Origin of the sequence: Tenacibaculum sp. HL-MS23 (assembly GCF_032463465.1) — a bacterium.
Lineage (GTDB): Bacteria > Bacteroidota > Bacteroidia > Flavobacteriales > Flavobacteriaceae > Polaribacter > Polaribacter bernardetii.
Map to the genome: position 1 here is coordinate 1219790 of NZ_CP135989.1, position 25866 is coordinate 1245655.

The 25866-nt window shown below is 32.5% G+C and carries 32 protein-coding genes and 1 riboswitch; of the genes, 4 read left to right on the plus strand and 28 right to left on the minus strand.

Annotation, left to right across the window (positions count from 1 at the left end):
• Positions 1 to 54: 54 nt before the first annotated feature.
• The 4 genes from RRF68_RS05695 to RRF68_RS05710 all read left to right on the plus strand — a co-directional run bounded on the left by RRF68_RS05695 (position 55) and on the right by RRF68_RS05710 (position 3579).
• On the plus strand, positions 55 to 633 hold the full coding sequence (locus tag RRF68_RS05695; RefSeq protein WP_315945275.1) for a non-canonical purine NTP diphosphatase: 579 nt from the start codon (positions 55 to 57) through the stop codon (positions 631 to 633).
• Positions 634 to 1665, plus strand: coding sequence for a FecCD family ABC transporter permease (locus RRF68_RS05700; protein WP_410016838.1), 1032 nt, complete (start codon positions 634 to 636; stop codon positions 1663 to 1665). It abuts the gene before it with no gap.
• Positions 1666 to 1667: 2 nt separating this feature from the next.
• Positions 1668 to 2465 carry an ABC transporter ATP-binding protein gene (locus RRF68_RS05705; protein WP_315945276.1) on the plus strand — a complete coding sequence of 266 codons (798 nt, stop codon included), beginning with the start codon at positions 1668 to 1670 and terminating at the stop codon, positions 2463 to 2465.
• Between the two features lie 67 nt (positions 2466 to 2532).
• Complete coding sequence (locus RRF68_RS05710) at positions 2533 to 3579, plus strand: M28 family metallopeptidase (protein WP_218771160.1); 1047 nt, start codon at positions 2533 to 2535, stop codon at positions 3577 to 3579.
• Positions 3580 to 3663: 84 nt separating this feature from the next.
• Here the strand turns inward: RRF68_RS05710 and moeB are convergent, their stop codons facing one another.
• From moeB to rpsN, 28 genes are all read right to left on the minus strand, one after another.
• Positions 3664 to 4719 carry a molybdopterin-synthase adenylyltransferase MoeB gene (moeB, locus tag RRF68_RS05715; protein ID WP_315945277.1) on the minus strand — a complete coding sequence of 352 codons (1056 nt, stop codon included), beginning with the start codon at positions 4717 to 4719 and terminating at the stop codon, positions 3664 to 3666.
• Positions 4719 to 5840, minus strand: coding sequence for a 2-iminoacetate synthase ThiH (thiH, locus tag RRF68_RS05720; protein WP_315945278.1), 1122 nt, complete (start codon positions 5838 to 5840; stop codon positions 4719 to 4721). Before thiH ends, moeB begins: the two co-directional genes overlap by 1 nt.
• A gap of 109 nt (positions 5841 to 5949) precedes the next feature.
• Positions 5950 to 6720, minus strand: a complete 771-nt coding sequence (locus RRF68_RS05725; protein WP_315945279.1) for a thiazole synthase — start codon at positions 6718 to 6720, stop codon at positions 5950 to 5952.
• A 14-nt stretch (positions 6721 to 6734) separates the two neighbouring features.
• Positions 6735 to 7382, minus strand: a complete 648-nt coding sequence (thiE, locus tag RRF68_RS05730) for a thiamine phosphate synthase (protein WP_315945280.1) — start codon at positions 7380 to 7382, stop codon at positions 6735 to 6737.
• A gap of 1 nt (position 7383) precedes the next feature.
• Entirely contained in the window at positions 7384 to 8139 is a 756-nt protein-coding gene (locus tag RRF68_RS05735; protein ID WP_315945281.1) for a hydroxymethylpyrimidine/phosphomethylpyrimidine kinase, read from the minus strand.
• A gap of 534 nt (positions 8140 to 8673) precedes the next feature.
• Positions 8674 to 9276, minus strand: a complete 603-nt coding sequence (locus RRF68_RS05740) for a thiamine phosphate synthase (RefSeq protein WP_315945282.1) — start codon at positions 9274 to 9276, stop codon at positions 8674 to 8676.
• Between the two features lie 292 nt (positions 9277 to 9568).
• Positions 9569 to 11428, minus strand: coding sequence for a phosphomethylpyrimidine synthase ThiC (gene thiC, locus RRF68_RS05745; RefSeq protein WP_315945283.1), 1860 nt, complete (start codon positions 11426 to 11428; stop codon positions 9569 to 9571).
• A 33-nt stretch (positions 11429 to 11461) separates the two neighbouring features.
• Positions 11462 to 11665, minus strand: a complete 204-nt coding sequence (gene thiS, locus RRF68_RS05750) for a sulfur carrier protein ThiS (RefSeq protein WP_218771167.1) — start codon at positions 11663 to 11665, stop codon at positions 11462 to 11464.
• 45 nt (positions 11666 to 11710) lie between these two features.
• Positions 11711 to 11805: riboswitch (TPP riboswitch) on the minus strand.
• Between the two features lie 113 nt (positions 11806 to 11918).
• The gene (locus RRF68_RS05755) at positions 11919 to 12875 is read right to left on the minus strand and encodes an arginase (protein WP_315945284.1); all 957 of its coding nucleotides are present in this window, start codon (positions 12873 to 12875) and stop codon (positions 11919 to 11921) included.
• A 56-nt stretch (positions 12876 to 12931) separates the two neighbouring features.
• A complete protein-coding gene (locus RRF68_RS05760; RefSeq protein ID WP_315945285.1) occupies positions 12932 to 14218 on the minus strand; it encodes a citrate synthase in 1287 nt (428 codons plus the stop codon).
• 333 nt (positions 14219 to 14551) lie between these two features.
• Positions 14552 to 15136 carry a hypothetical protein gene (locus tag RRF68_RS05765; protein ID WP_315945286.1) on the minus strand — a complete coding sequence of 195 codons (585 nt, stop codon included), beginning with the start codon at positions 15134 to 15136 and terminating at the stop codon, positions 14552 to 14554.
• 88 nt (positions 15137 to 15224) lie between these two features.
• Entirely contained in the window at positions 15225 to 16514 is a 1290-nt protein-coding gene (eno, locus tag RRF68_RS05770) for a phosphopyruvate hydratase (RefSeq protein WP_218771172.1), read from the minus strand.
• Positions 16515 to 16628: 114 nt separating this feature from the next.
• A complete protein-coding gene (gene carA, locus RRF68_RS05775; protein ID WP_315945287.1) occupies positions 16629 to 17744 on the minus strand; it encodes a glutamine-hydrolyzing carbamoyl-phosphate synthase small subunit in 1116 nt (371 codons plus the stop codon).
• A gap of 97 nt (positions 17745 to 17841) precedes the next feature.
• The gene (gene rplQ, locus RRF68_RS05780; RefSeq protein WP_218771174.1) at positions 17842 to 18315 is read right to left on the minus strand and encodes a 50S ribosomal protein L17; all 474 of its coding nucleotides are present in this window, start codon (positions 18313 to 18315) and stop codon (positions 17842 to 17844) included.
• 60 nt (positions 18316 to 18375) lie between these two features.
• The gene (locus RRF68_RS05785) at positions 18376 to 19368 is read right to left on the minus strand and encodes a DNA-directed RNA polymerase subunit alpha (RefSeq protein ID WP_218771175.1); all 993 of its coding nucleotides are present in this window, start codon (positions 19366 to 19368) and stop codon (positions 18376 to 18378) included.
• Between the two features lie 95 nt (positions 19369 to 19463).
• A complete protein-coding gene (gene rpsD, locus RRF68_RS05790) occupies positions 19464 to 20069 on the minus strand; it encodes a 30S ribosomal protein S4 (protein WP_218771176.1) in 606 nt (201 codons plus the stop codon).
• A gap of 137 nt (positions 20070 to 20206) precedes the next feature.
• A complete protein-coding gene (rpsK, locus tag RRF68_RS05795) occupies positions 20207 to 20593 on the minus strand; it encodes a 30S ribosomal protein S11 (protein WP_028887452.1) in 387 nt (128 codons plus the stop codon).
• Between the two features lie 79 nt (positions 20594 to 20672).
• Positions 20673 to 21038 carry a 30S ribosomal protein S13 gene (rpsM, locus tag RRF68_RS05800; RefSeq protein ID WP_218771177.1) on the minus strand — a complete coding sequence of 122 codons (366 nt, stop codon included), beginning with the start codon at positions 21036 to 21038 and terminating at the stop codon, positions 20673 to 20675.
• Entirely contained in the window at positions 21038 to 21154 is a 117-nt protein-coding gene (gene ykgO / locus RRF68_RS05805; RefSeq protein WP_073316873.1) for a type B 50S ribosomal protein L36, read from the minus strand. Before ykgO ends, rpsM begins: the two co-directional genes overlap by 1 nt.
• A 12-nt stretch (positions 21155 to 21166) precedes the next feature.
• The gene (gene infA, locus RRF68_RS05810; protein ID WP_104808455.1) at positions 21167 to 21382 is read right to left on the minus strand and encodes a translation initiation factor IF-1; all 216 of its coding nucleotides are present in this window, start codon (positions 21380 to 21382) and stop codon (positions 21167 to 21169) included.
• A gap of 1 nt (position 21383) precedes the next feature.
• Positions 21384 to 22703 carry a preprotein translocase subunit SecY gene (gene secY / locus RRF68_RS05815; RefSeq protein WP_218773491.1) on the minus strand — a complete coding sequence of 440 codons (1320 nt, stop codon included), beginning with the start codon at positions 22701 to 22703 and terminating at the stop codon, positions 21384 to 21386.
• Between the two features lie 14 nt (positions 22704 to 22717).
• Complete coding sequence (gene rplO / locus RRF68_RS05820) at positions 22718 to 23167, minus strand: 50S ribosomal protein L15 (RefSeq protein ID WP_218771178.1); 450 nt, start codon at positions 23165 to 23167, stop codon at positions 22718 to 22720.
• Between the two features lie 11 nt (positions 23168 to 23178).
• Entirely contained in the window at positions 23179 to 23361 is a 183-nt protein-coding gene (gene rpmD, locus RRF68_RS05825) for a 50S ribosomal protein L30 (RefSeq protein WP_218771179.1), read from the minus strand.
• 11 nt (positions 23362 to 23372) lie between these two features.
• Positions 23373 to 23897, minus strand: coding sequence for a 30S ribosomal protein S5 (rpsE, locus tag RRF68_RS05830; RefSeq protein ID WP_275315300.1), 525 nt, complete (start codon positions 23895 to 23897; stop codon positions 23373 to 23375).
• A gap of 8 nt (positions 23898 to 23905) precedes the next feature.
• Positions 23906 to 24256: a 50S ribosomal protein L18 gene (rplR, locus tag RRF68_RS05835; protein WP_275315197.1), complete on the minus strand. Its 351-nt coding sequence runs from the start codon at positions 24254 to 24256 to the stop codon at positions 23906 to 23908.
• 18 nt (positions 24257 to 24274) lie between these two features.
• The gene (rplF, locus tag RRF68_RS05840; RefSeq protein WP_315945288.1) at positions 24275 to 24820 is read right to left on the minus strand and encodes a 50S ribosomal protein L6; all 546 of its coding nucleotides are present in this window, start codon (positions 24818 to 24820) and stop codon (positions 24275 to 24277) included.
• Positions 24821 to 24832: 12 nt separating this feature from the next.
• Positions 24833 to 25231, minus strand: a complete 399-nt coding sequence (gene rpsH / locus RRF68_RS05845; protein ID WP_218771183.1) for a 30S ribosomal protein S8 — start codon at positions 25229 to 25231, stop codon at positions 24833 to 24835.
• A 363-nt stretch (positions 25232 to 25594) separates the two neighbouring features.
• The gene (rpsN, locus tag RRF68_RS05850; protein ID WP_218771184.1) at positions 25595 to 25864 is read right to left on the minus strand and encodes a 30S ribosomal protein S14; all 270 of its coding nucleotides are present in this window, start codon (positions 25862 to 25864) and stop codon (positions 25595 to 25597) included.
• Positions 25865 to 25866 lie beyond the last annotated feature (2 nt).

The window sequence follows — 25866 nt, forward strand, 5'->3', positions numbered from 1 at the left end:
TTAATTACAAAGATGATAAAAAACAATACATTTGTTTACATTAAAAATTGATTAATGAAACTTGTTTTTGCCACAAATAATCTAAACAAACTAGCGGAAGTTAAAAAAATGCTTCCTAAAAATATTGAGCTATTATCTTTAAACGATATTCAATGTTTTGATGACATTGAAGAAACTGCAACCACTTTAGATGGTAATGCAAAAATAAAAGCAGATCATATTACCAGTAAATTTAACTTTAATTGTTTTGCTGATGATACTGGTCTAGAAGTTGAAAGCTTAAACGGAGCCCCAGGTGTATATTCTGCTCGTTATGCAGGTGAACCAAGTAATTCAGAAAACAATATGCAAAAAATGCTAACTGAGTTAAACGGAAAAGAAAATAGAACAGCACAATTTAGAACCTCAATATGTTTAAATTTAAACGGCAAACAGTTTTTATTTAATGGCGTTTGTAAAGGAAACATCTTAACTAAAAAACATGGGGAAAAAGGATTTGGATATGATCCTATTTTTCAACCTGAAGGATTTAAGCAATCATTTGCAGAGATGAGTTCTGAAGAAAAAAACACTATTAGTCACCGTGGATTAGCCATTAGAAAATTAGTTGAATTTTTAAAATCAATCAACTAATTGACGTCTTCTAAAAAACACACAAAATATTTTATTTTCTTATCAGTTATGCTGGTTTTTTTCTTATTATTAAATATTAGTTTAGGATCCGTATCAATTCCTATTGATGATATTTTTAACGCATTAATTGGTGGTGTTGCCTCTAAAGACAGTTGGCAAACCATTATTTTAAATTTCCGACTACCTAAAGCTGTTACAGCGATTATGGTTGGTTCTGGTTTGTCAATCTGCGGATTACTAATGCAAACCTTATTCCGAAACCCATTGGCTGGCCCTTTTGTTTTAGGTATTTCTTCGGGTGCAAGTTTAGGCGTAGCTTTACTTATTTTGGGCTCTGGCTTATTTGGCGGTATTTTTGTTTCAATTGCTTTTTCTAATTGGGCGTTAGCAATCGCTGCTAGTTTAGGTTCTTTCTTTGTCTTATTTGCTGTAATTATCGCAGCTAACAAAGTTAGAAACACGATGTCTATATTAATTATAGGTTTAATGTTTGGCTCATTAACATCATCAGTAATAAGTGTTTTATCTTACTTTAGTGAAGCCGAACAAATTCAACAATACATGTTTTGGAGTTTTGGTAGCTTAGGTAATTTAACTTGGACAGAACTTACTGTTTTCGGAATTATTTATAGCATTGGTATTTTAGGCACATTTAGTATTATAAAACCTTTAAATAGTTTTTTGCTAGGTGAAAATTACGCAAAAAGCTTAGGTATCAATATTAAAAAAAGTAGAAATATTATTTTATTAATCACCAGTTTATTAACCGGTGTTATTACTGCTTTTTCGGGTCCAATTGCTTTTATAGGCTTAGCAGTTCCTCATATTTCTAAAATGATTTTTTCTACTTCTAACCATAAAACACTTTTACCCGCAACAGCTCTTTTAGGAGCAATAGTGTTACTAATTTGCGATGCTATTGCTCAGCTACCTACAAGCGAGTTTACTTTACCTATAAACGCAATCACCTCTTTATTTGGTGCTCCTGTAGTTATTTGGTTGTTGGTACGAAAAAAGAAAATATATGTATAAATTTGACTGATTCTAAAAAACATATCGTTCTTAATATTGAAAACCTGGCAATAGGTTATAAAACAAAAAAGCAACAAACTGTAATTGCTTCTGACATTAATTTTTCTGTAGAGAAAGGAAAGTTTGTAGCTTTGTTAGGTAAAAACGGAATTGGAAAATCTACTTTACTGCGCACACTTTCTAAAGTTCAAATGCCGTTAAGCGGAAGTATAGAAATTAACAAAAAAAACATTCTTGATTATTCGCATCACGAACTAGCTACTTCTTTAAGCTTGGTTTTAACAGAGCGCTTACCTCAAAGTCAACTAACCGTTTTCGAATTAATCGCCTTAGGACGTCAGCCATACACAAATTGGATAGATAAATTATCAGCCAAAGATCTCAAAAAAATTCTTTGGGCAATTGAACAAACAGCTATTGAGCATTTAAAAGATAAACGTTTTTATGAACTAAGTGATGGGCAACTACAACGTGTTCTTATCGCTCGTGCATTGGCTCAAGATACTGACATCATTATTTTAGATGAACCAACTGCTCATCTAGATATTCATCATACCATTAAAATATTCTCACTCTTAAAACAGTTAGTCGAAAAAACAGGAAAAACTATTGTTATTTCTACTCACGAAGTAAACCTTGCTATTCAGTTAGCTGATGAGTTTATTTTACTTTCTGAAAATAAAATTTACAGCGGAACATCTAAAGAGTTAATCAATCAAAACGCTTTTGAGCAATTATTTCCTAAAGAATTGATAAGTTTTAACAAAACATTAGAACAATTCGTCATAAAGAAAAATTAAATTTGAATTTCTGTAACATTTCGTTACTTTTAGATACTAATCAAACCAAAATCTTAATTAAATATTAATGAAAAAACTACTTTATTTAGCAAGTGCTTTTGCATTTGTAGCTTGTGGAGCAAGTAAAGATACCGCTAGCACCGAAACTAATGACACTACTATAGATTATGCAGCGAAATATGCAAAAACTATTACAGCTAAAGATTTAGGAAAACATTTATTTATATATGCTTCTGATGAATTTGAAGGGCGTAATACTGGTGAGCCTGGTCAGAAAAAAGCTGTTAACTATTTAAGAGACTTTTATAAAAGCGAAGGAATTGTATCTCCTTTAGAAAATGATAACTATTTTCAAAAAGTTCCTTCTGCTTACTTAAGTAATAATCGTAGAGGAATGAAATTAAATGATTCTGAAAATGTTGTTGCTTTTATTAAAGGAACAGAAAAACCAGAAGAGATTTTAGTAATTTCTGCACATTTAGATCATGAAGGTGTTAAAAACGGAAAAATTTATAATGGTGCAGATGATGACGGTTCAGGTACAGTTGCCATTTTAGAAATTGCTGAAGCTTTTAAACAAGCTTATAACGAAGGTAAAAAACCAAAACGTTCTATTTTATTTTTACATGTTACAGGTGAAGAAAAAGGTTTATTAGGTTCTAAGTATTATACTGAAAATCCTATTTTCCCTTTAGCGAATACCGTTACTAATTTAAATATTGATATGATTGGTAGAGTTGATGACCGTCATAAAGGAAATCCTAATTATGTATATTTAATTGGTGCTGATAAGTTAAGTACTGAGTTACATGACATTTCTGAAGCAATGAATAATAAATACACAAATGTAGCTTTAGACTATAAATATAACGACGAAAAAGATCCGAATCGTTACTACTATCGTTCAGACCATTATAATTTTGCTAAGAATAACATTCCTGTTATTTTCTATTTTAACGGTACACATGATGATTACCACCAGCCAACAGATACTCCTGATAAGATTAACTACGAGATGTTAGAAAACAGAACTCGTTTGGTTTTTCATACAGCATGGGAACTTGCAAATCGCGAGAATCGTGTAATTGTTGATAAAGGAGAAACAACAAAGTAAAAAACATATTTTAGTATAAAAAACTCACCAAATTGGTGAGTTTTTTGTTTTTATACTTTTTTGAATTATGAATCTGTATTTCTTTTATTTAACTCCGTTTTTTAGGTTGATAAAAATAACCTCATCAAATTCCTCTTCTAAAAAGGTTATTGCTTTTTTACTTCGTATTCCTGATTTACAATACACAACTAAAGGTTTTTCAATATTTAACTCTTTAAATCGATTTTGTAATTGTCCTAAAGGAATATGCTGTCCGTTTATATGATGTTGTTCGCGCTCCCAATTTTCACGCACATCTAATAAATTATATTTCGGTAAATTCTTTTGAAGTTCCTCAAAAGTAATTTCATTCTTAACTGCTTTTATTCCGCAGAAAAAATCATAATCTTTTTCTAATGCTGTAACCGCTATATTGGTTGATTTCTGAAATTTCAAAATCATTTGACGCATAGTCAACGTATCATACATCAATAATTTATTGGCTAAAACCTCTCCTATTTCGCAAATTATCTTAATAGTTTCATTCGCTTGCAAACTACCAATAATCCCTGGTAAAACACCTAAAACTCCAATTTCAGAACAGTTTGGAGACTCATCTGGTTTTGGTGGTGTCGGATATAAACATCTATACGTAGCACTTCCTTGATAATTAAATACACTAACCTGCCCTTCAAACTTAAAAATAGCGCCGTACACCAATGGTTTTTTGGTAATTACAGCGGCATCGTTTGTTAAATAACGGGTAGAAAAATTATCACTTCCATCTACAATAACATCATATTTTTCAAACAATGAAATGGCATTTTTGTTGGTTAATTTTTCTTTATATACTTTAAAGTTTACAAACGGATTTAACCTAGATAATCGCTTTGCAGCTGTTTCAGCCTTCGACAAGCCAATATCATCAATGGTATATAAAATTTGACGCTGCAAATTACTTTGATCAATAATATCGTCATCTATAATTCCGATTGTTCCAACACCTGCTGCTGTTAAATACTGTAATACAGGGCAACCCAATCCGCCAGCACCAATCACCAAAACTTTTGCTTGCTTTAATTTTAATTGACCTGTTTCTCCTATTTTATCTAAAATAAGATGACGATTATATTGTTTTTGTTCTTCGTTGGTTAAATTCATTATTTTTCTATTGACTCAAAATGTGCCCAATCTTTCCAAACGACTTCTAAACCTTTATCTTTTAACATTTTTACCACTTCCGCTGTGCTTCGTTCATCAGAAATTTCAAACTGTTCTAACGATTGTGGCTCTACGGTATAACCTCCGGGATTCGTTTTAGATTCTGCGCTGATTGATGTAGCTCCTAAATTAACAATATTATTTCTAAAAATTTCACTTTCTCTGGTAGACATCGACAGTTCTACATCTTCATCAAGTAAACGAAAAGCACAAATTAACTGCACCAAATCTGTATCAGTCATCTCTACTTTTGGCTCTAATCCGCCAGAATGTGGTCGTAACCTTGGAAAAGAAATAGAGTACTTCGTTTTCCAATACGTTTTTTGTAAATATTTTAAATGCAAGGCTGTAAAAAAACTATCGGCACGCCAATCTTCTAATCCGAATAAAGCACCTAAACCTATTTTATGAATCCCTGCTTTTCCTAATCTGTCTGGTGTATCTAAACGATAATTAAAATTAGATTTTTTTCCCTTCGGATGATGTTTCTTATACTCATCTCTATGATACGTTTCTTGATAAACTAATACAGCATACAATCCTGCTTCAATTAACGATTCGTATTCATCCTGATCTAAAGGTTGTACTTCAATCGTAATATTTGAAAACTGAGAACGAATTAATTCAATTGCATTTTTAATATAATTAACACCAACTGTTTTATTCGCTTCTCCGGTAACTAATAATATATGATCGTAGCCTTTTTCTTTTAAGAAAGCCACTTCTTTTAAAATCTCTGAATCTGTTAACGTTCGTCTGGGTATTTTGTTGGTCATGCTAAAGCCGCAATACGTACAAATATTCTGACATTCGTTACTCAAATACATGGGCGCATACATTTGTATAGTATTGCCAAATCGTTTTTTAGTAAGCAAACTACTTTTCTGAGCTAATTGCTCGATATACGGTCGCGCAGCAGGAGATATTAACGCTTTAAAATCTTCTAAATCGATTTTATCTTTAATTAAAGCACTCTCAACCTCAACCGCTGTTTTATTGAAAATACTTTTTAAAGTATCTTCCCAATTATAAGTATCAAAAAGTTCTTTAAAATTACTCATAATTTAATTTTTTAATGCTGTTATCGTCATTGCGAATGAAATAAAATAGAATGGAGCAATCTGGATACTATTGTAAACGATTACTTCGTCGTGCCTCCTCGTAATTACATTAATTTAAAAACGATGTTAATGGGCTACTTGCTGCGGCTTGTTTTTGAACAGGTGCTAGTTTTGCTTCATACGCCATTCTCCCCGCTTCAACTGCCATTTTAAATGCTCTTGCCATTGCTACTGGTTTTTTAGAAACAGCTATTGCAGTATTTACTAAAACCGCATCCGCACCTAATTCCATTGCATAGGCAGCATGCGATGGTGCACCAATACCAGCATCTACAATTACAGGAACATTAGATTGTTCGATAATAATTTCTAAAAAATCTTGAGTTCGTAATCCTTTATTACTTCCTATTGGTGCGCCTAATGGCATTACACATTGTGTTCCTACATCTTCTAAACGCTTGCATAAAACAGGATCAGCATGAATATAAGGCATTACCACAAAACCTAGTTTAACTAATTCTTCTGCTGCTTTTAAAGTTTCAATAGCATCTGGTAATAAATATCGTGGATCTGGGTGAATTTCAAGTTTTACCCAATTCGTACCTAATGCTTCTCTAGATAATTCTGCCGCAAATACCGCTTCTTTTGCTGTTCTTACTCCAGATGTATTCGGTAATAAATTAATATGTGCATGGTTTAAATGTGTTAAAATATCATCATTTTCATCTTTAACATCTACTCTTTTTAAAGCAACGGTAATTAATTCGCTTTCGGATGCTAATAAAGAAGCACTCATTAATTCGGAAGAACTAAACTTTCCTGTTCCTGTGAATAATCTTGAGTTAAATTCTTTATCTGCTATTTTTAATATGTTATTCATTCTTTCTATTTAAACTACTTATCGTCCATTTTATACACTTGCTCTTGTGTACTTGGTGCACTTAAAATTTTATGAAAAACAGGAATACTTGTAAAATCATTGGTAATTGCTCCAGACGTTGCAACGCCATAAATACCTGAATGTACAATTGCTGCAACATCATCTAAAGTAATACCACCAATAGCAATTATTGGCGTTTCAGTATGTAGTGCTGTTAGTATTTTTTTGTAACCTTCTATTCCTAAAACCGGACTTAAATTCTTCTTAGTTTCTGTAAAACGAAAAGGCCCTAAACCTATATAATCTACTTTTTTTTCAATTAATTTTTTACAATCTTCTAACGTATTTGCTGTTCCGCCAATACTATAAAATTTACCCAAATATTCACGAACCTTTAAAGGACAAGCATCTGAAGCACCTAAATGAACACCATCTGCATTTACTTCCTTGGCTACTTTATAATGATCGTTTATAATTAATCTTGTTTGAAAATGACTTGTAATTTCTCTCGCTTTTTTGGCTGTTTCTAACAACGTTTTAGGATCTACCTTTTTTAATCGCAACTGTACCCACTCTACTCCCGAAGCACATGCTTTTTGAATATTATCTAAATGATCTTGAGGTGTTTCTCCTTGTGTTATATACTGTAATTTACTTATCATTTTATTTATATTTATGCGTTCCTAACAAGGAATCGTTCGAGTTTAAAAATTGTTCTGTATATTTTTTTGTGTTTTTACTGGCATCTTCTGCAGAAAATTCTAACGCTAAGTTAGCCGCTAATGCGGATGATAAAACACAACCACTTCCGTGTTTTTCGAAAACAGTATTTGCAATAGGCGGAATATTTAGTTTTACAATTTTACTATAATACACTTCATCCCATCCTTTTTTATCTTTTCTGTGTCCGCCTTTTAAATAGATATTTGTTTTTTCGGATATAAAATCAATTGTTTCTTCGATATTTTTATTCGGAAAAAGTGCTTTTATCTCCTCGTAATTAGGTGTTACAAAGTCACAGAAATTTAATGTTTTTTCTAAAATTTCTAAATTTTGATTTGTATGAAAATTAAATCCTGCGCTAGCTTTTAAAACCGGATCTAAAACTATTTTTATCTTCGGATTTAATTGTTTTAAAGTTTGAATTACTTCTAATAAAACTTCCCAAGATTCTATAATTCCTATTTTTACTACGGATATTGAAAATCGTTCAAAAAGCGTTGTTATTTGCGAAAGAATAACTTCTTTTTCAATCCAAACACAACTTTTAAAATCAATGTCATTTTGAATAGTTACGGCTGTACATACTGATAATCCGTATAAACCATGTGCTTCAAATGTTTTAATATCTGAAGTGATGCCTGCGCCACTTGATGGATCTAAACCTGCAATGGTTAGTATGTAGTTTTTTTTACTCAATATGCTATTTATTTTGATTTGTTTCTGATAACAATAGTTAATATAAAAATGTTCTCGATACTTTTTTATTTCGTTATCACTTCATAAAAACACTCGAACTGACATATAGTTCTCGACTGAGCTCGAACTAACAAACGAATAAAATCACTTCTTTGTATGTTCTTCATCATAACCTTTTATTCGTCATTGCAAATGAAATGAAGCAATCTATTATTACTCTAATAGATTACATCGTCGTTCTAAACTCTCGTACTGACATTTAGTTCTCGACTGCGCTCGAACTGAAAAATCAATAAAATTACTTTATTATGTCTTCTTCATAACAACCTTTTATTCGTCATTGCGAATGAAATGAAGCAATCTATTATTACTCTAAAAGGTTACATCGTCGTTCTAAACTCTCGTTCTGAAATTTAGTTCTCGACTGAGCTCGAACTGACAAATCAATAAAATTACTTTATTATGTGTTCTTCATAAGAACTTTTTATTCGTCATTGCGAATGAAATGAAGCAATCTATTATTACTCTAATAGATTACATCGTCGTTTCCTTCTGGTAATGACGCTTTATCTCTCTAAAACTTTCAACAGGATTTTCTGCATTCCATACGCCACCTAAAACACCAATTCCTTTAAAACCTAACTCGATAGTTTGTGCAATGGTTTCTTTATTAATTCCGCCCATTCCTACGATTGATTTATCGATATTATTTACATTAAAACCTCTTCCTTCATATCCTTTTTTAGAAATGGATGAAAAAACTGGACTCAATAAATGATAATCGAATTCAATATCACAAACTTCTATATCTTTAGGTTCGTGAAAAGAACTACTCATTGTTTTTCCTAACATATTTAATCCTATAAAATACCTGTTTCCGTTTTCTAAAGCATCTCGTCTTTTTTGTTCTTGAAAATGGATTCCTTTTAAATTAAATTCATTAGTTAATTCATGAAAATAATGTACGATTATCTTATTATGATATTTTTCATCAATTTTATTTAAATATGAAACATGCGCTTCTAAATCTTTAAACGGTTTTCTTAAATGATAGTATTCTAAACCTGCTTCAAATAATTGATGTAGTATTTCAATTTCGTTTGCTACATCTTTTTCTGGAGCTATAAGTACAATCATATTCGTTTAATTTAGTCGCTATTAATTTGGTGTAAAAATAACCTAATTTAATCTTGAAATAGCAGATTTACCTTATCGTTTACTCCTTGTTATTACGGTTACTATTTTTCGGGTTAGGGATTGCAGTGGTATCCTTTTGCTTTTTGTTCGTGTGAATTAATGTAGTAAAACGAAATAAATTTATATCGAGAACTTGCAAAAGATATAACGGAAAGCCCGACTACGCCTTTTTTCAAGGCGTAGGAACCTCCTCCTTCTTCTTCATTTCCTTCCTCTTCTTCTTACTTTTATTTTATAAATACACTTCTGAACCTTTTTCTTTAAACTCTTTCGATTTTTCTTCCATTCCTTTTGCAATCACTTCATTATCTACAATATCATTTACGGCTGCAAAATCGCGAACTTCTTGTGAAATTTTCATAGAACAGAATTTTGGACCACACATAGAACAAAAATGTGCAATTTTTGCTCCTGCTGCAGGTAAAGTTTCATCGTGATACTCGCGAGCACGCTCTGGATCTAAGCCTAAATTAAACTGATCTTCCCAACGAAACTCGAAACGCGCCATACTCAACGCATTATCTCTGTGCTGAGAACCTGGGTGTCCTTTTGCTAAATCGGCAGCATGTGCAGCCAATTTATAGGTCACAACTCCCACTCTTACATCTTCTTTATTTGGCAATCCTAAATGTTCTTTTGGCGTTACGTAACACAACATTGCGCAACCATACCAGCCAATCATTGCCGCTCCGATACCTGAAGTAATATGGTCGTAACCTGGCGCAATATCGGTAGTTAAAGGGCCTAATGTATAAAAAGGAGCTTCGTCGCAAAGTTCTATTTGCTTCTCCATATTTTCTTTTATCATGTGCATTGGCACGTGCCCTGGTCCTTCAATAAAACATTGTACTTCATGCTTGCGAGCGATCTGCGTTAACTCTCCCAACGTTTCTAGTTCAGCAAATTGTGCTTCGTCATTTGCATCAGCAACTGAACCCGGTCGTAATCCGTCTCCTAAAGAAAAAGCAACATCGTATTGTTTTAAAATCTCGCAAATATCTTCGAAATGCGTATATAAAAAGCTTTCTTTATGATGCGCTAAACACCATTTTGCCATAATTGATCCTCCACGAGAAACGATACCTGTAACACGTTTTGCCGTCATTGGCACGTAACGCAATAAAACTCCGGCGTGAATGGTAAAATAATCTACACCTTGTTCTGCTTGTTCAATTAAAGTATCACGGAAAATCTCCCATGTTAAATCTTCTGCAACTCCGTTTACTTTTTCTAATGCTTGATAAATTGGCACAGTACCCACTGGAACTGGCGAGTTACGAACAATCCACTCACGTGTTTCATGAATATTTTCTCCGGTAGATAAATCCATAATATTATCTGCTCCCCAACGACATGCCCAAACTGCTTTTTCTACTTCCTCTTCAATAGATGATGTAACAGCTGAATTACCAATGTTAGCGTTTATTTTTACTAAGAAATTTCTACCTAAAATCATAGGTTCTGCTTCTGGGTGATTTATGTTTGACGGAATAATAGCTCTACCTCTCGCTACTTCTGATCTTACAAATTCTGGTGTAATTTTATCAGGAATATTAGCACCAAAATGTTCGCCTTTATGTTGCTTTCTAATCTCTGTCATTTCATCTATTCGTTGATTTTCACGAATAGCGATGTATTCCATTTCTGGCGTAATCATTCCTTTTTTAGCATAATGCAATTGTGTTACATTTTGCCCTTTTTTAGCACGTAATGGTTTTTTTACTAACTTAAAACGCATATGATCTAAACTAGCGTCGTTTAAACGCTCATTACAATAATCCGAAGAAAAAGATGTTAATTGCTCTACATCTCCACGATCTTTAATCCATTGTTCACGAATTCTTTCAATACCATTATGTACATCTATTTCTTTATTAGGATCGGTATAAGGCCCAGAAGTATCGTAAACAGTTACAGATTCGTTTGGTGTTTTCTTTTTCGTCATAGAATCAACCGTATCGCTTAAAGTAATTTCACGCATGGCAACTTTAATTTGCGGGTGAATTTTACCGTTTACATAAATTTTTTGCGAATTCGGAAACGGATTTCTTGTAATTCCGTTTTGCTTTGGTGCAGTGTCTTTATTCTTCATAAGATAATTAATACGTTAGGTTTTAAAACAAAATCATCCTCCTTGGGTAGATTTTATTATTAAAATATCATCATTATTTTGAAGCAACTTTAAAGACCAATCAGCTCTTTTTATCACAGTACTATTTATAGCAATAGCAATACCATTCGTTTGAATTTTTAAATATTCAACGAGTTCTTGTAATGTTAAGGTTTCTAAAAACTGGTGGTTTTCTTGGTTTACTTTTATAGTAATCATATTTATAAAATATTACTGTAAACCAAATGGTAGTATTTCGATATGGTATCGAACATAACTTTTTCCTACGCTGGTATTAACCAAATCAGGTTCTAAGGATGTTTCTCAAACTAATTTAATAGCTACTCCTAAAGTTTACAAAACAAATGTATTATTATTTTTTAGAAAACGTATATTAAATTCATAAAAAACAAAAAAGCATTCAACCGAATAGAATAGTTGAATGCTTATATTATACTTATAAATTATCTATTTATAACTTCTGTATTTCTTTCGTTACTTCTTCAAGTACTTTAAATGCCGTTTCTGCCATTTTATTTCCTTTTAAATCTAACAACGGGTTTACTTCTACAAATTCTACACAAGCTACTTTTTTACTTGCTAATAATCCATTTATAATTTCAACGATTTCTTTATCATCAAATCCTTTTGGAACTGGTGTACCTGTACCATAAGAAATCATATCACAGTCCATCGAATCAACATCAAAAGACACATAAATAATGTCACAATCAGTTAATTTTTCCAACGCTTCGTTTACACAAATTTCTAATCCGCGATAGCGAACTTCGGCCACCATATAGTTTTTAATACCATATTTTGCCATTTGTTTTTCTTCTGGCTCTTCAGTATCTCTAACTCCGAAAAACACAATATCCTCAGGTAAAACTTTTTGACCTGGCATTCCGATATTTTTCATTCTATCCCACAAGTCGGCAGTTTCTCTACTTACATCGTTAATCTGACAATCTAAGTTATCATCTGAAATTGCTGCTCCTAATGGCATTCCGTGAATATTTCCTGATGGAGAAGTGTAAGGTGTATGTAAATCTCCGTGAGCATCAATCCAAACTACGCCAACTTTTTTATTAGGGTTCGCTGCCTTAACTCCACTTATAGTTCCTAAAGCAGACGAATGATCTCCTGAAAGAACTATCGGAAATTTACCTTCTTGTAAATTTACTTTTACATGGTTACTTAATCTTTTACATTGATTAAAAACACTACTTATTTGCTTACCAAACGAATTGTTTTTTTTGTTGTAAACAGATTCATTTTCTGTAATTACATCTTCAGATTCAAAACGATTAAAAAAATCATTGTTTTGATTAATAGCTGCAATTTCAATAGCATCAATTCCCATATCAGATCCACGTGTTCCTGCACCAATGTCTGATCTGTTTTTGATAATTTTTATTTCTTTCATCATCAATTATATTTAATAAAAAAATGCCATCTAAATATTAAATGGCATTTTTTGTTGATTTATCTTTTATTTACGTCTACAAAACTCCTAAGGTTTTCACCTACATAAATTTGACGAGGACGACCAATTGGTTCTTTATTTTCTCTCATTTCTTTCCATTGCGCAATCCAACCTGGTAAACGACCTAATGCAAACATTACTGTAAACATCTCTACAGGAATTCCCATTGCACGATATATAATACCAGAATAGAAATCTACATTTGGATATAATTTTCTATCTACAAAATAAGGATCGTTTAATGCTTCTTGCTCTAACCCTTTAGCTATTTCTAAAATAGGATCGTTAATTCCTAAATCTGCTAATACTTCATCAGCTGCTACTTTAATAATCGTTGCTCTTGGATCAAAGTTTTTATAAACACGGTGTCCGAATCCCATTAAACGGAAAGGATCGTTTTTATCTTTTGCCTTTGCCATGTACTTTTTAGTATCACCACCATCTTCTTTAATCGCTTCAAGCATTTCTAATACTGCTTGATTTGCACCACCATGTAATGGTCCCCATAGTGCAGAAATTCCTGCAGAAAGAGATGCAAATAAACCTGCATGAGACGAACCTACAATTCTTACTGTTGATGTAGAACAATTTTGTTCGTGATCAGCATGTAAGATTAACAATTTATCTAGTGCATTTTTTATAATTGGGTTTATGGTATATTCTTCATTAGGCTGCTCAAACATCATTTTCATAATATTCTCTACATATCCTAATTTTTTAGATCCATAGTTTAATGGTAATCCTTGTTTTTTACGCATTGCCCAAGCAACTAATACTGGGAACTTTGCTAAAATCTTAACGATTGCATTGTACATTTCTTCTTCCGAATCAACATTTACTGAAGATGGATTAAATGCTATTAATGCACTTGTTAATGATGATAAAACTCCCATTGGATGGGCATTCTTAGGAAAAGCTTCGATGATTTTTTTAATATCTTCATCTACAATTGCTTTTTCTCTAATATCGTTATGAAACTTTTCTAACTTATCTTTAGATGGTAATTCTCCAAAAATCAATAAATAAGCTACTTCTAAAAAATCTGCTTTTTCAGCTAATTCTTCAATAGCATATCCTCTATATCTTAAAACTCCTTCCTCTCCATTTAAAAATGTAATAGCACTTTGACAAGAACCTGTATTCTTATATCCTGGATCTATAGTAATAACACCTTCGGTTGCACCTCTTAACGTTTTAATGTCAATCGCTTTTTCTTTTTCTGTTCCTTCTATTATAGGGAACTCATACGTCTTATCACCAATTTGTAGTTTTGCTATATCTGCCATTTATATCTTGAATTTTATGATTGAACTGAGTTGCGAAGATACCATTTTTTGTAGTATTTTAAAAATAGGTTTTGATAGATTTTTAATATCAGAAAATAGAAATAGTTTATTATAAATCACTTAAAAAAACAAAACTTCATAAACATACTTTTATAAGGTTTTTATAGTATATAAATTTAATTAAAAATTGTTTTACACAAACTTAAATACGCTTTAAATTAACACTATAAAAAACTGATAACTAAAAAAATGTAATTCTGAAATAAATTCAGAATGACGCTCTGATAATTAAGTTATAATTCAAACTAAAAACCTATCTAAAAATTGGCTCATTTAGTTTTTAATCTGATTTTTATGAATGTTTTTCATGATTCTTTCCAATCCTTTTATAATTATACTCCCTGCACTTTTTGTTAAAGCCAAATTATCATAGTTTTCTGGAACAAAGACATTACCTACAACTGATTGAGAATACATTTCTTCAAGTAAATTTAAATCGTAAATAGTTACTGTTACCTCCCCTCTGTTTTCAGATGAAGACATTATATTTCCTTGTCCTAAAACACCAACTTCATCAGAAATAACAGTTGCATTAATCTTTATAAAAAAATCAGAACCGGTTCCGTTTTTAATATCTTTTAAATCAGCTTTACTTAGATCGTTATTTATATTGCTTGGCAATAATATACCTCTAGTTGTAAACGAATCAGAAAAACGATTTCCTAATAACTCAGTAAACTTTTCGGTCGCTATATTCGTTAAGCTTTCTTTTATACTTTTTGGAGCATCAATAGTATACAACAACCATTTACCTTTTTTGAAATCTAAACGTGAATTTACATTTCCTGAATGTGTGTACTTTGTAGAGTGACATGATGTAAAGGTTATAACTATTAGTAAGGCTAGTATCTTTTTCATAGGATTATTTTTGTGCTTTCTCTAAAATCAAAAACCTTGTTATCTAAATAACAAGGTTTTTATATTTATTTAAATCGTAAATTTTAAATTACTTTATTTTAAACGCTTTTTCTTGCGGATAATAAGCAACACCATCTAATTGCTCTTCAATACGCAATAATTGATTGTATTTTGCCATACGATCTGAACGAGAAGCCGAACCTGTTTTTATTTGGCCACAGTTTAAAGCTACTGCTAAATCGGCAATTGTATAATCTTCTGTTTCACCAGATCTATGGCTCATAACAGATGTATAACCTGCATTGTGTGCCATATTAACCGCTGCAATAGTTTCAGTTAACGTTCCTATTTGGTTTACTTTAATTAAAATTGAATTTGCTATTCCGTTTTCAATTCCTCTTGATAAACGCTCTACATTGGTTACAAATAAATCATCACCTACTAATTGTACTTTATCACCGCAAATTTCAGTTAAATACCTCCAACCTTCCCAGTCATTTTCATCCATACCGTCTTCAATAGAAATAATTGGATATTTAGCTGCTAACTCCGCTAAATAATCAGCTTGTTCTTTACTAGAACGTACTTTTCCTTTTGCGCCTTCAAACTTTGTGTAATCGTATTTACCATCAACAAAAAATTCAGCAGCAGCACAATCTAAAGCAATCATTACTTCTTCTCCGAACTTATAACCTGCATTTTTAGTCGCTAATGCAATTGTTTCAATGGCATCTTCAGTACCATTTAAAGTTGGAGCAAAACCTCCTTCATCTCCAACAGCTGTTGATAAATTACGGTCGTGTAAAACTTTTTTAAGGTTATGGAAAATTTCAGACCCAATTTGCATTGCTTCAGTAAAATTTTTAGCTTTTACCGGCATTACCATAAATTCTTGGAATGCAATTGGTGCATCAGAATGCGAACCTCCGTTGATAATGTTCATCATCGGAACTGGTAACGTATTTGCTGATACTCCACCAACATATCTATACAAAGGTAAACCTAGCTCGTTAGCTGCTGCTTTTGCTGCGGCTAAAGAAACACCTAAAATAGCGTTAGCTCCTAAAACAGATTTGTTTGATGTACCGTCTAAATCAATCATTATTTGATCAATCATATTTTGTTCAAAAACAGAAACACCTAATAATTCTTGTGCTATTAAAGTGTTTACGTTTTTAACCGCGTTTAAAACTCCTTTACCCATATAATCTTTACCGCCATCGCGTAATTCTACAGCTTCATGCTCACCAGTAGAAGCTCCTGAAGGAACTGCTGCTCTTCCCATAACTCCATTTTCTGTAGTTACATCTACCTCTACAGTTGGATTACCTCTTGAATCGAAAATTTGACGTGCATGAATGTTGATTATAATACTCATAGTTCTTTATTTTTAATACAGAAACCCGTGACTTTTCAATTCACGGGAATACTAATTTATATAGTTGCTAATTTACTAATTGTGGTTGATTTTGGTATATTAATCAATAATTAATTACGCTTCAACTTTTGCTTTTTTGATGTTTTCTATAAACTCATCAAATAAATATTCTGCATCATGTGGCCCAGGACTTGCTTCTGGATGGTACTGAACAGAAAATACATTTTTAGATTTCATTCTAATTCCTGCTACCGTATGGTCGTTTAAGTGTACATGAGAGATCTCAACATCTCCATGCTCTTCTGTTTCTTTACGATTAATAGCAAATCCATGGTTCTGAGAAGTAATTTCCCCTTTACCTGTAATTAAATTCTTAACAGGATGGTTTATTCCTCTATGACCATTGTGCATTTTGTATGTAGAAATTCCGTTTGCCAATGCAATAACTTGGTGTCCTAAACAAATACCAAATAATGGTAAATTTCTTTTAATGATTTCTTTTGCGGTGTTTTGTGCATCCACTAACGGCTCAGGATCTCCAGGTCCGTTAGAAATAAAATAGCCATCAGGATTAAAATCGCTCATCTGTTCGAAAGTAGCATTGTAAGGATATACTTTTATATAGGCTCCTCTTTTTACTAAGTTTCTTAAAATATTCTTTTTGATACCGATATCTAAGGCAGATACTTTAATTGGTGCATTTTCATCCCCTATAAAATAAGGTTCTTTAGTTGATACTTTAGATGCTAATTCTAAGCCTTCCATATTTGGAGTCGCTGCTAATTGTTTTTTAAGAGCATCAATATTATCAACTTCCGTAGAAATAATAGCATTCATTGCTCCGTTATCTCTAATATAAGCAACCAAAGCACGCGTATCTACATCAGAAATAGCAACTAAATTATGTTCTTTAAACCAGTCAAATAAATTTCCATCAGAATCTACACGAGAGTGTGTAAAACTAAAATTACGACAAATTAAGCCTGCTATTTTTATACCCTCAGATTCTACTTCCTTATTATTTACTCCATAATTACCAATATGGGCGTTGGTTGTTACCATAAGTTGCCCATAATAAGAAGGATCTGTAAAAATTTCCTGATAACCAGTCATACCAGTGTTAAAACAAATTTCTCCTGTTGATGTTCCCTCTATTCCAATAGACTTACCGTAGAAAATGGTCCCGTCTGCTAAAAGAACTAATGCTTTTTTACGTTGTTGATATTTCATTTAGTGTGTTGTGTAGTTTGTTTTGCAAAAATATATAAAAAAAGGGATAAACATTAAATGTTTATCCCTTTGATATAAATTATAAAAATTTTCATTTTTATTCTTCTTCTTGTGAAGTTTGAGTTTCAACTGCTGCATCAGTAGTTTTTGCTCCACCACGACGGCTACGACGAGTGTTCTTCTTAGCTTTGTTTCCTTTCGGGTTGTATAATTCGTTGTAATCAACTAATTCTACCATTGCCATAGGAGCATTATCTCCCTGACGGTTTCCTAATTTGATAATACGAACATAACCTCCTGGTCTGTCAGCTATTTTCACAGAAATTTCCTTAAATAATTCCGTTACTGCATCTTTACTACGTAAATAGCTAAATACTGTACGACGATTATGAGTAGTATCTGTTTTAGACTTAGTAATTATAGGTTCGATAAACGTACGAAAAGCTTTCGCCTTAGCAACTGTAGTGTTTATACGTTTGTGCTCTATTAAAGAACAACCCATATTTGCTAACATCGCCTTTCTATGCGCTGTTTGTCTTCCTAAATGATTAAATTTCTTTCCGTGTCTCATGACATTTGGTTTTGGCTTTCATCTTGCTACAACCCATTTTGGGGAGCAAAATATGAAAGGTTAATCTCTATCTAATTTGTATTTGCTTAAGTCCATTCCGAAATTAAGGTTTTTGTTTGCCACTAACTCATCTAATTCAGTTAATGATTTCTTACCAAAGTTTCTAAATTTCATTAAATCGCTTTTGTTGAATGATACTAAATCTCCTAAAGTATCAACTTCCGCAGCTTTTAAACAGTTTAAAGCACGAACTGATAAATCCATATCAACTAATTTCGTCTTTAATAACTGACGCATGTGTAATGATTCCTCATCATATGTTTCAGTCTGAGCAATTTCATCTGCCTCTAAAGTGATACGCTCATCAGAGAATAACATAAAGTGGTGGATTAAAATTTTAGCTGCTTCAGTTAAGGCATCTTTTGGGTTGATAGAACCATCTGTATCGATATCAAAAACTAATTTTTCATAATCGGTCTTTTGTTCTACACGAAAATTTTCAACAGCATACTTTACATTCTTTATAGGAGTGTAAATAGAATCTGTAAAAATTGTTCCTAAAGGTGCACCTGCTCTTTTATTTTCTTCTGCTGGTACGAAACCTCTACCCTTTTCGATAGTGATTTCAGCATTAAAACTTACTGATTTATCCAAGTTACAAATTACTAAATCTGGATTTAATACTTGAAAACCTGAGGTAAATTTCTGTAAATCTCCTGCAGTCAATTGTTCTTGACCTGATACTGATATAGATACTGTTTCTCTATCAGTTTCTTCAATTTGTTTCTTAAAACGAACTTGTTTTAAGTTTAAGATGATTTCTGTTACATCTTCTACAACTCCTTGAATTGTTGAAAACTCATGATCTACACCGTCAACACGTAATGATGTTATTGCAAACCCTTCTAATGAAGATAATAATACTCTTCTTAAAGCGTTACCAATTGTTAATCCAAAACCTGGTTCAAGAGGTCTGAATTCAAATCTACCTGTAAAATCAGTAGATTCAACCATTATTACTTTATCTGGTTTCTGAAAATTTAAAATTGCCATTGTATCTTCTTTTTAATTGTTATTTAGTTGCGCGGTTTATTAGTTCGAAGATGTACACATAAACCCTTTGGCTAAATACCAATATGAATAATTTATTATTTAGAATATAATTCTACGATTAACTGTTCCTTAATGTTTTCAGGAATTTGTAATCTCTCTGGTGCTTTAATAAAAGTTCCAGATTTTAAATCAGAGTTCCAGCTTAACCATTCATAAACGTTACTGTTTGATGCCAAAGCATCTTCAATAGCTATTAATGATTTAGATTTTTCTCTTACTGCAACAACATCACCTGCTTGTACACTATAAGAAGGAATATTTACTATTTCTCCATTTACAGTAATATGACGGTGAGATACTAATTGACGTGCTCCACTACGAGAGTTAGAAACACCTAATCTGTATACTACATTGTCTAAACGAGATTCACATAATTGTAATAAAACCTCACCAGTAACACCTCCAGCAGCCTGAGCGCTTTTGAATAAGTTACGGAATTGACGTTCTAAAATACCATACATGTATTTCGCTTTTTGCTTCTCCATTAACTGAGTTGCATATTCAGATTTCTTACCTCTTCTTCTTGCATTTCCATGCTGCCCTGGAGGGTAATTTCTCTTTTCGAAGTTTTTATCATCTCCGAAAATTGCCTCGCCAAACTTACGAGCAATTTTAGTTTTTGGTCCTGTATATCTTGCCATTTCTTATTGTTTTAGCAGGGGTTATGAATTAAGGCTTAATCCTTCGATAACCTGATTCCTACTTTAGTTAAAATATTTTATTTTTTGCGCGCACAAAAGTACACAAAATAAAAATATAAGCTGAAAATTAATTCAACTTATACTCTTCTTCTTTTTGGTGGACGACATCCGTTATGAGGAATAGGTGTAACATCAATAATTTCAGTTACTTCGATTCCAGCATTGTGGATAGATCTGATTGCAGATTCTCTACCGTTACCAGGTCCTTTAACATACACCTTTACTTTACGTAAACCTGCTTCTTTTGCCACGTTAGCACAATCTTCTGCTGCTAATTGAGCTGCATACGGAGTGTTCTTTTTAGAACCTCTGAAACCCATTTTACCTGCAGATGACCAAGAAATAACGTCACCTTTTTTGTTTGTTAAAGAAATAATAATGTTGTTGAATGATGCAGTAACGTGAGCTTCACCTACTGATTCTATTACAACTTTACGTTTTTTTGTTATTTTAGACTTTGCCATGATTATTATAGTTTTAGTAATTTAGTTTTCTAACCTTATAGTTTTACAACTACTATTAGATCTTTATTACTTATCTAACTTATTTTTTCTTGTTAGCTACAGTTTTTCTCTTACCTTTTCTAGTACGAGAGTTATTCTTAGTTCTTTGACCTCTTAAAGGAAGACCTAATCTGTGACGAATACCTCTTTGACATCCAATGTCCATTAAACGTTTGATGCTTAACTGAACTTCTGAACGTAATTCACCTTCAATAGTAAATGTTCCTGCTTGCTCACGAATCGCTGCAATTTGATCATCAGTCCAATCTTGAACCTTGATACTTTCGTCTACCTTTGCAGTTGCTAAAATTTCTTTAGATCTGCTGTTTCCTATACCAAAGATGTAAGTTAAAGCGATAACACCTCTTTTATTCTTTGGAATATCAATACCTGCTATTCTTGCCATTACCCTTGTCTTTGTTTAAATCTAGGATTCTTTTTGTTAATTACATATAATCTGCCCTTTCTACGTACAATCTTGCACTCGGCGCTTCTTTTCTTTAATGATGCTCTTACTTTCATCAGTGTGTGTTTTTAGTATCTGTAAGTAATTCTTGCCTTTGATAAATCATACGGACTCATTTCTAATTTCACCTTGTCTCCAGGTAATAATTTGATATAATGCATACGCATTTTACCAGAAATGTGTGCCGTTACAACATGGCCGTTCTCTAATTCTACACGAAACATTGCATTAGATAATGCTTCTGTTATTGTTCCGTCTTGCTGAATTGCTGATTGCTTAGCCATATTATTTTAATGATTTTCTGTTACTGTTACCTGATTTCATTAAACCGTCATAACGACTATTTAATAAATACGAGTTAATTTGCTGTATGGTATCTATTGCTACACCAACCATAATGATTAAAGATGTACCTCCAAAAAACATTGCCCAGTTTTGAGTAACTCCAAACTTTACAATAATTGCTGGTAATATAGATAAAGCTGCTAAAAATAAAGAACCTGGAAATGTTATCTTCGATAACACAGAGTCTAAATAATCTGCAGTTTCTTCTCCTGGCTTATAACCTGGAACAAAACCATTACTTCTTTTTAAATCTTCCGCCATTTTGTTTGTAGGGATCGTAATCGCCGTATAAAAATAACTAAAAATGATTATCAAAAGAGCAAATATAAGGTTATACTGCCATCCGAAGTTATCAGTTAAACTGTTTAATGCTGGAAATTTCTGACCTAATGCTACTGGTAAAAACATAATAGCTTGTGCAAAAATAATTGGCATTACACCAGATGCATTCAATTTTAATGGAATGTACTGGCGAGCACCGTCAACATCTTTAATGTCTGTAACGGCTGTACGACGTGCGTATTGAACTGCTACTTTACGTACTGCTGTAACTAATAAAACGGTTAACAAAATTACTACAAACCAAACTATTAATTCGATTAGAATCATCATAATACCTCCTGCTCCTGCTGTTTGTTTAGAAACTAATTCTTGAATAAATGCAGCTGGAAAGTTAGCGATAATACCTACAGTAATTAATAATGAAATTCCATTACCAACTCCTTTGTCTGTAATACGCTCTCCTAACCACATTGCAAAAATTGTTCCTGCAGATAATAGGATTATTGATGATACCCAAAATGTAGCTCCTGTTACTAAAAATGCTTCAGGTCCTAATCCCATTTGGTTTTGAATAATACCAATATAGGTTGGTGCTTGAAACAATGTAATAGCAATTGTTAGCCATCTTGTTATTTGTGTAATCTTCTTACGTCCACTTTCTCCATCTTTTTGTAACTTCTGTAAATAAGGTACCGCGATACCCATTAACTGTACTACAATCGATGCAGAAATATAAGGCATTATACCTAGTGCCATTACTGACGCTCTTGCAAATGCCCCTCCTGTAAATGCGTTTAATAAACCTAAAAGTCCACTAGAAGTACTGTCTTGTAAAGCTGATAACTGTGTCGGGTCAATTCCTGGTAATGGAACTGCTGCCATAAAACGGTAAACAGCGATTAAACCTAAAGTTAAAAGTAATTTCTCTTTTAACTCTTCTATCTTCCAAATGTCTTTTAACGTATTTATAAAATTCATCATTTACAATTTTCTTATAATGTAACTACTTCACCTCCTGCAGCTTCAATAGCCGCTTTTGCTGTTGCAGTAAATTTATGTACAGTTATGTTTAATTTAGCCTTTAACTCACCACCACCTAGTATTTTTACTAAATCGTTTTTACGAGCTAAACGGTTTTCTACTAAAACCTCTAAAGTAACTGTATCTGTAATTTTTCCGTTCTCTACTAATCCTTGTAATTTATCTAAATTAACACCAACATACTCTTTACGATTAATGTTTGTGAAACCAAATTTAGGTACACGTCTTTGAAGAGGCATTTGTCCTCCTTCAAATCCTATTTTACGAGAATAACCAGAACGAGACTTCTGACCATTATGACCTCTTGTAGAGGTACCTCCATGTCCAGATCCTTCACCACGAGCGATTCTTTTTCCGCTCTTAGTAGATCCTGCTGCAGGTTTTAAGTTGTGTAAACTCATCTTATATTGTCTTATTTAATTTCTTCTACAGAAACTAAGTGTGAAACTGTTTTTACCATACCTAAAATTGATGCTGTTGCATTGTGTTCTACAGTATGATTCATCTTACGTAAACCTAAAGCCGCTAAGGTTAATTTTTGACTTTTAAGGCGACCGATTTTACTTCTTACTTGTGTAACTTTAATTTTACTCATCGTCTTAAATTTTAACCGTTAAAAACTTTCTCTAAAGAAATTCCTCTTTGCTTAGCAATTGTTGCCGCGCTACGTAATTGTAATAAAGCATCAAAAGTTGCCTTTACTACGTTGTGAGGGTTTGATGATCCTTGAGACTTAGATAATACGTCTTTAATACCAACAGATTCCAATACTGAACGTACTGCACCACCGGCTATAACTCCCGTACCATGTGAGGCTGGCTTGATGAATACTTTTGCTCCACCAAATTTACCTTTTTGTTCGTGAGGTAAAGTTCCGTCTAAAAGAGGAATACGCACTAAACTTTTCTTTGCATCTTCAATTGCTTTTGCAATTGCTGAAGCAACATCTTTAGACTTTCCTAATCCATGACCTACAACTCCGTTACCATCTCCAACTACTACGATTGCAGAGAAACCAAATGCTCTACCACCTTTTGTTACTTTGGTTACACGTTGTACACCTACTAATTTATCTACAAGCTCTAATCCGCTTGGTTTTACTCTTTCTACGTTTTTATATCCTAACATAATATAATTTCTTAAAATTTTAAACCAGCTTCTCTAGCAGCTTCTGCTAACACCTTAATTCTACCGTGGTATAAAAATCCATTCCTATCAAAAGAAATAGTTTCAAAACCTTTTGCAGCAGCCTTTTCAGCAATTGCTTTACCTACTGCACTTGCAGCTTCTGATTTAGAACCAGATGTAATTTCTTTATCTCTTGATGATGCAGATGCTAATGTTACACCAGCAACGTCATCAATTAATTGAGCATAGATTTCTTTGTTACTTCTAAAAACTGATAACCTAGGTTTAGCAGTAGTTCCTGTAACAACTTTTCTAATTCTATACTTAATTCGTTGTCTTCTTTCAAGCTTTGATAATGCCATAATAATATCTCTTATTTATTATGCAGATTTACCTGCTTTTCTTCTTAATACTTCTCCTACAAACTTAATTCCTTTTCCTTTATACGGCTCTGGAGCACGGAAAGAACGAATTTTAGCTGCTACTTGACCAACTAATTGCTTATCAAATGAAGATAATTTAATGATTGGGTTTTTACCTTTATCAGATACTGTTTCAACCTTTACTTCAGGAGCTAAGTTTAAAACAATGTTATGAGAAAAACCTAAAGCTAAATCTAATTTTTGCCCTTGGTTAGATGCTCTATAACCTACACCTACTAACTCTAATTCCTTAGTATAACCATTAGAAACACCTTCAATCATGTTATTGATTAAAGCACGATATAAACCGTGTGCTGCTCTATGGTCTTTACTATCTGATGTTCTTTTAACTGTTAAAACACCATCTTCAATTTCTGCAGTAATTTCAGATTTTAACTCTTGAGTTAATTCTCCTAATTTACCTTTTACTGTAACCACATTTCCGTCTACTTTAACTTCAACACCTTGTGGTAATGCGATTGGATTTTTTCCTATTCTACTCATTGTACAAAGTGATTAATAAACGTAACATAATACTTCTCCACCAACGTTTTCAAGTTTTGCTTTTTTGTTTGTCATTACACCTCTAGATGTAGAAACAATAGCAATACCTAAACCGTTTAATACTCTTGGCATCTCTTTCGAACCAACGTATTTACGTAAACCTGGTGTTGAAATTCTTTGAATTTTTCTGATTACTGATTCTTTCGTTTCACGATCATACTTTAAAGCTATCTTGATTGTTCCCTGAACTTTATCGTCATTGAACTGGTAGCTTAAAACATAACCTTGATCGAACAAAATTTTCGTCATTTCCTTCTTCAATTTTGAAGCAGGAATCTCGACTACTCGGTGATTTGCTGCGATAGCATTTCTAACACGAGTAAGAAAATCCGCGATTGGATCTGTATACATAATTAATTAAATTTCGGTTTTGGTTTTCATTTATAGTTATTTCCAGTATGAAAATCAACTACCAACGAACCTGAAACCAGTTAATATTTATTTTTTGCTTTTCGGATAAAATATCATAAGCATTATACTGTTACACAGTATTTACCTACAAGACACAACATACCCTGTAAAAACAGTGTGCAAATATACATAAACTTTTTAAAAATCAAGCATTTAATACCTTATCATTTTGAGTCTTAATTTATTGGTGAAAAAATTAAATATATCAGCCATCAAAAAACACAAAATTGTACTGTTTTATAAACAAAAAAGCATACCACAAAAATGTGATACGCTTTTTTAAACTTTAATAAAAAGTGCTGTTTACCAGCTTGCTTTTTTAACACCTGGAATTAATCCTTGGTTAGCCATTTCACGAAAAGTAACACGTGAAACTCCGAACTGACGCATATATCCTTTAGGACGACCTGTTAATTTACAACGATTGTGCATTCTAACTGGTGATGCATTCTTTGGTAACTTTTGTAATGCTTCGTAGTCTCCAGCTTCTTTTAAAGCTTTTCTCTTCTCTGCATACTTTGCTACCACTTTAGCTCTTTTGCGCTCACGCGCTTTCATTGATTCTTTAGCCATGT

Bases quoted from the DNA above. Each gene is read 5' to 3' on its own strand.
- RRF68_RS05695 (WP_315945275.1), top strand. From the start codon at position 55: ATGAAACTTGTTTTTGCCACAAATAATCTAAACAAACTAGCGGAAGTT.
- RRF68_RS05710 (WP_218771160.1), top strand. From the start codon at position 2,533: ATGAAAAAACTACTTTATTTAGCAAGTGCTTTTGCATTTGTAGCTTGT.
- moeB (WP_315945277.1), bottom strand. From the start codon at position 4,719: ATGAATTTAACCAACGAAGAACAAAAACAATATAATCGTCATCTTATT.
- thiH (WP_315945278.1), bottom strand. From the start codon at position 5,840: ATGAGTAATTTTAAAGAACTTTTTGATACTTATAATTGGGAAGATACT.
- RRF68_RS05725 (WP_315945279.1), bottom strand. From the start codon at position 6,720: ATGAATAACATATTAAAAATAGCAGATAAAGAATTTAACTCAAGATTA.
- thiE (WP_315945280.1), bottom strand. From the start codon at position 7,382: ATGATAAGTAAATTACAGTATATAACACAAGGAGAAACACCTCAAGAT.
- RRF68_RS05740 (WP_315945282.1), bottom strand. From the start codon at position 9,276: ATGATTGTACTTATAGCTCCAGAAAAAGATGTAGCAAACGAAATTGAA.
- thiC (WP_315945283.1), bottom strand. From the start codon at position 11,428: ATGAAGAATAAAGACACTGCACCAAAGCAAAACGGAATTACAAGAAAT.
- thiS (WP_218771167.1), bottom strand. From the start codon at position 11,665: ATGATTACTATAAAAGTAAACCAAGAAAACCACCAGTTTTTAGAAACC.
- RRF68_RS05755 (WP_315945284.1), bottom strand. From the start codon at position 12,875: ATGATGAAAGAAATAAAAATTATCAAAAACAGATCAGACATTGGTGCA.
- RRF68_RS05760 (WP_315945285.1), bottom strand. From the start codon at position 14,218: ATGGCAGATATAGCAAAACTACAAATTGGTGATAAGACGTATGAGTTC.
- RRF68_RS05765 (WP_315945286.1), bottom strand. From the start codon at position 15,136: ATGAAAAAGATACTAGCCTTACTAATAGTTATAACCTTTACATCATGT.
- eno (WP_218771172.1), bottom strand. From the start codon at position 16,514: ATGAGTATTATAATCAACATTCATGCACGTCAAATTTTCGATTCAAGA.
- carA (WP_315945287.1), bottom strand. From the start codon at position 17,744: ATGAAATATCAACAACGTAAAAAAGCATTAGTTCTTTTAGCAGACGGG.
- rplQ (WP_218771174.1), bottom strand. From the start codon at position 18,315: ATGAGACACGGAAAGAAATTTAATCATTTAGGAAGACAAACAGCGCAT.
- RRF68_RS05785 (WP_218771175.1), bottom strand. From the start codon at position 19,368: ATGGCAATTTTAAATTTTCAGAAACCAGATAAAGTAATAATGGTTGAA.
- rpsD (WP_218771176.1), bottom strand. From the start codon at position 20,069: ATGGCAAGATATACAGGACCAAAAACTAAAATTGCTCGTAAGTTTGGC.
- rpsK (WP_028887452.1), bottom strand. From the start codon at position 20,593: ATGGCAAAGTCTAAAATAACAAAAAAACGTAAAGTTGTAATAGAATCA.
- rpsM (WP_218771177.1), bottom strand. From the start codon at position 21,038: ATGGCAAGAATAGCAGGTATTGATATTCCAAAGAATAAAAGAGGTGTT.
- ykgO (WP_073316873.1), bottom strand. From the start codon at position 21,154: ATGAAAGTAAGAGCATCATTAAAGAAAAGAAGCGCCGAGTGCAAGATT.
- infA (WP_104808455.1), bottom strand. From the start codon at position 21,382: ATGGCTAAGCAATCAGCAATTCAGCAAGACGGAACAATAACAGAAGCA.
- secY (WP_218773491.1), bottom strand. From the start codon at position 22,703: ATGAATTTTATAAATACGTTAAAAGACATTTGGAAGATAGAAGAGTTA.
- rplO (WP_218771178.1), bottom strand. From the start codon at position 23,167: ATGAGTTTACACAACTTAAAACCTGCAGCAGGATCTACTAAGAGCGGA.
- rpmD (WP_218771179.1), bottom strand. From the start codon at position 23,361: ATGAGTAAAATTAAAGTTACACAAGTAAGAAGTAAAATCGGTCGCCTT.
- rplR (WP_275315197.1), bottom strand. From the start codon at position 24,256: ATGGCATTATCAAAGCTTGAAAGAAGACAACGAATTAAGTATAGAATT.
- rplF (WP_315945288.1), bottom strand. From the start codon at position 24,820: ATGAGTAGAATAGGAAAAAATCCAATCGCATTACCACAAGGTGTTGAA.
- rpsH (WP_218771183.1), bottom strand. From the start codon at position 25,231: ATGTATACAGATCCAATCGCGGATTTTCTTACTCGTGTTAGAAATGCT.
- rpsN (WP_218771184.1), bottom strand. From the start codon at position 25,864: ATGGCTAAAGAATCAATGAAAGCGCGTGAGCGCAAAAGAGCTAAAGTG.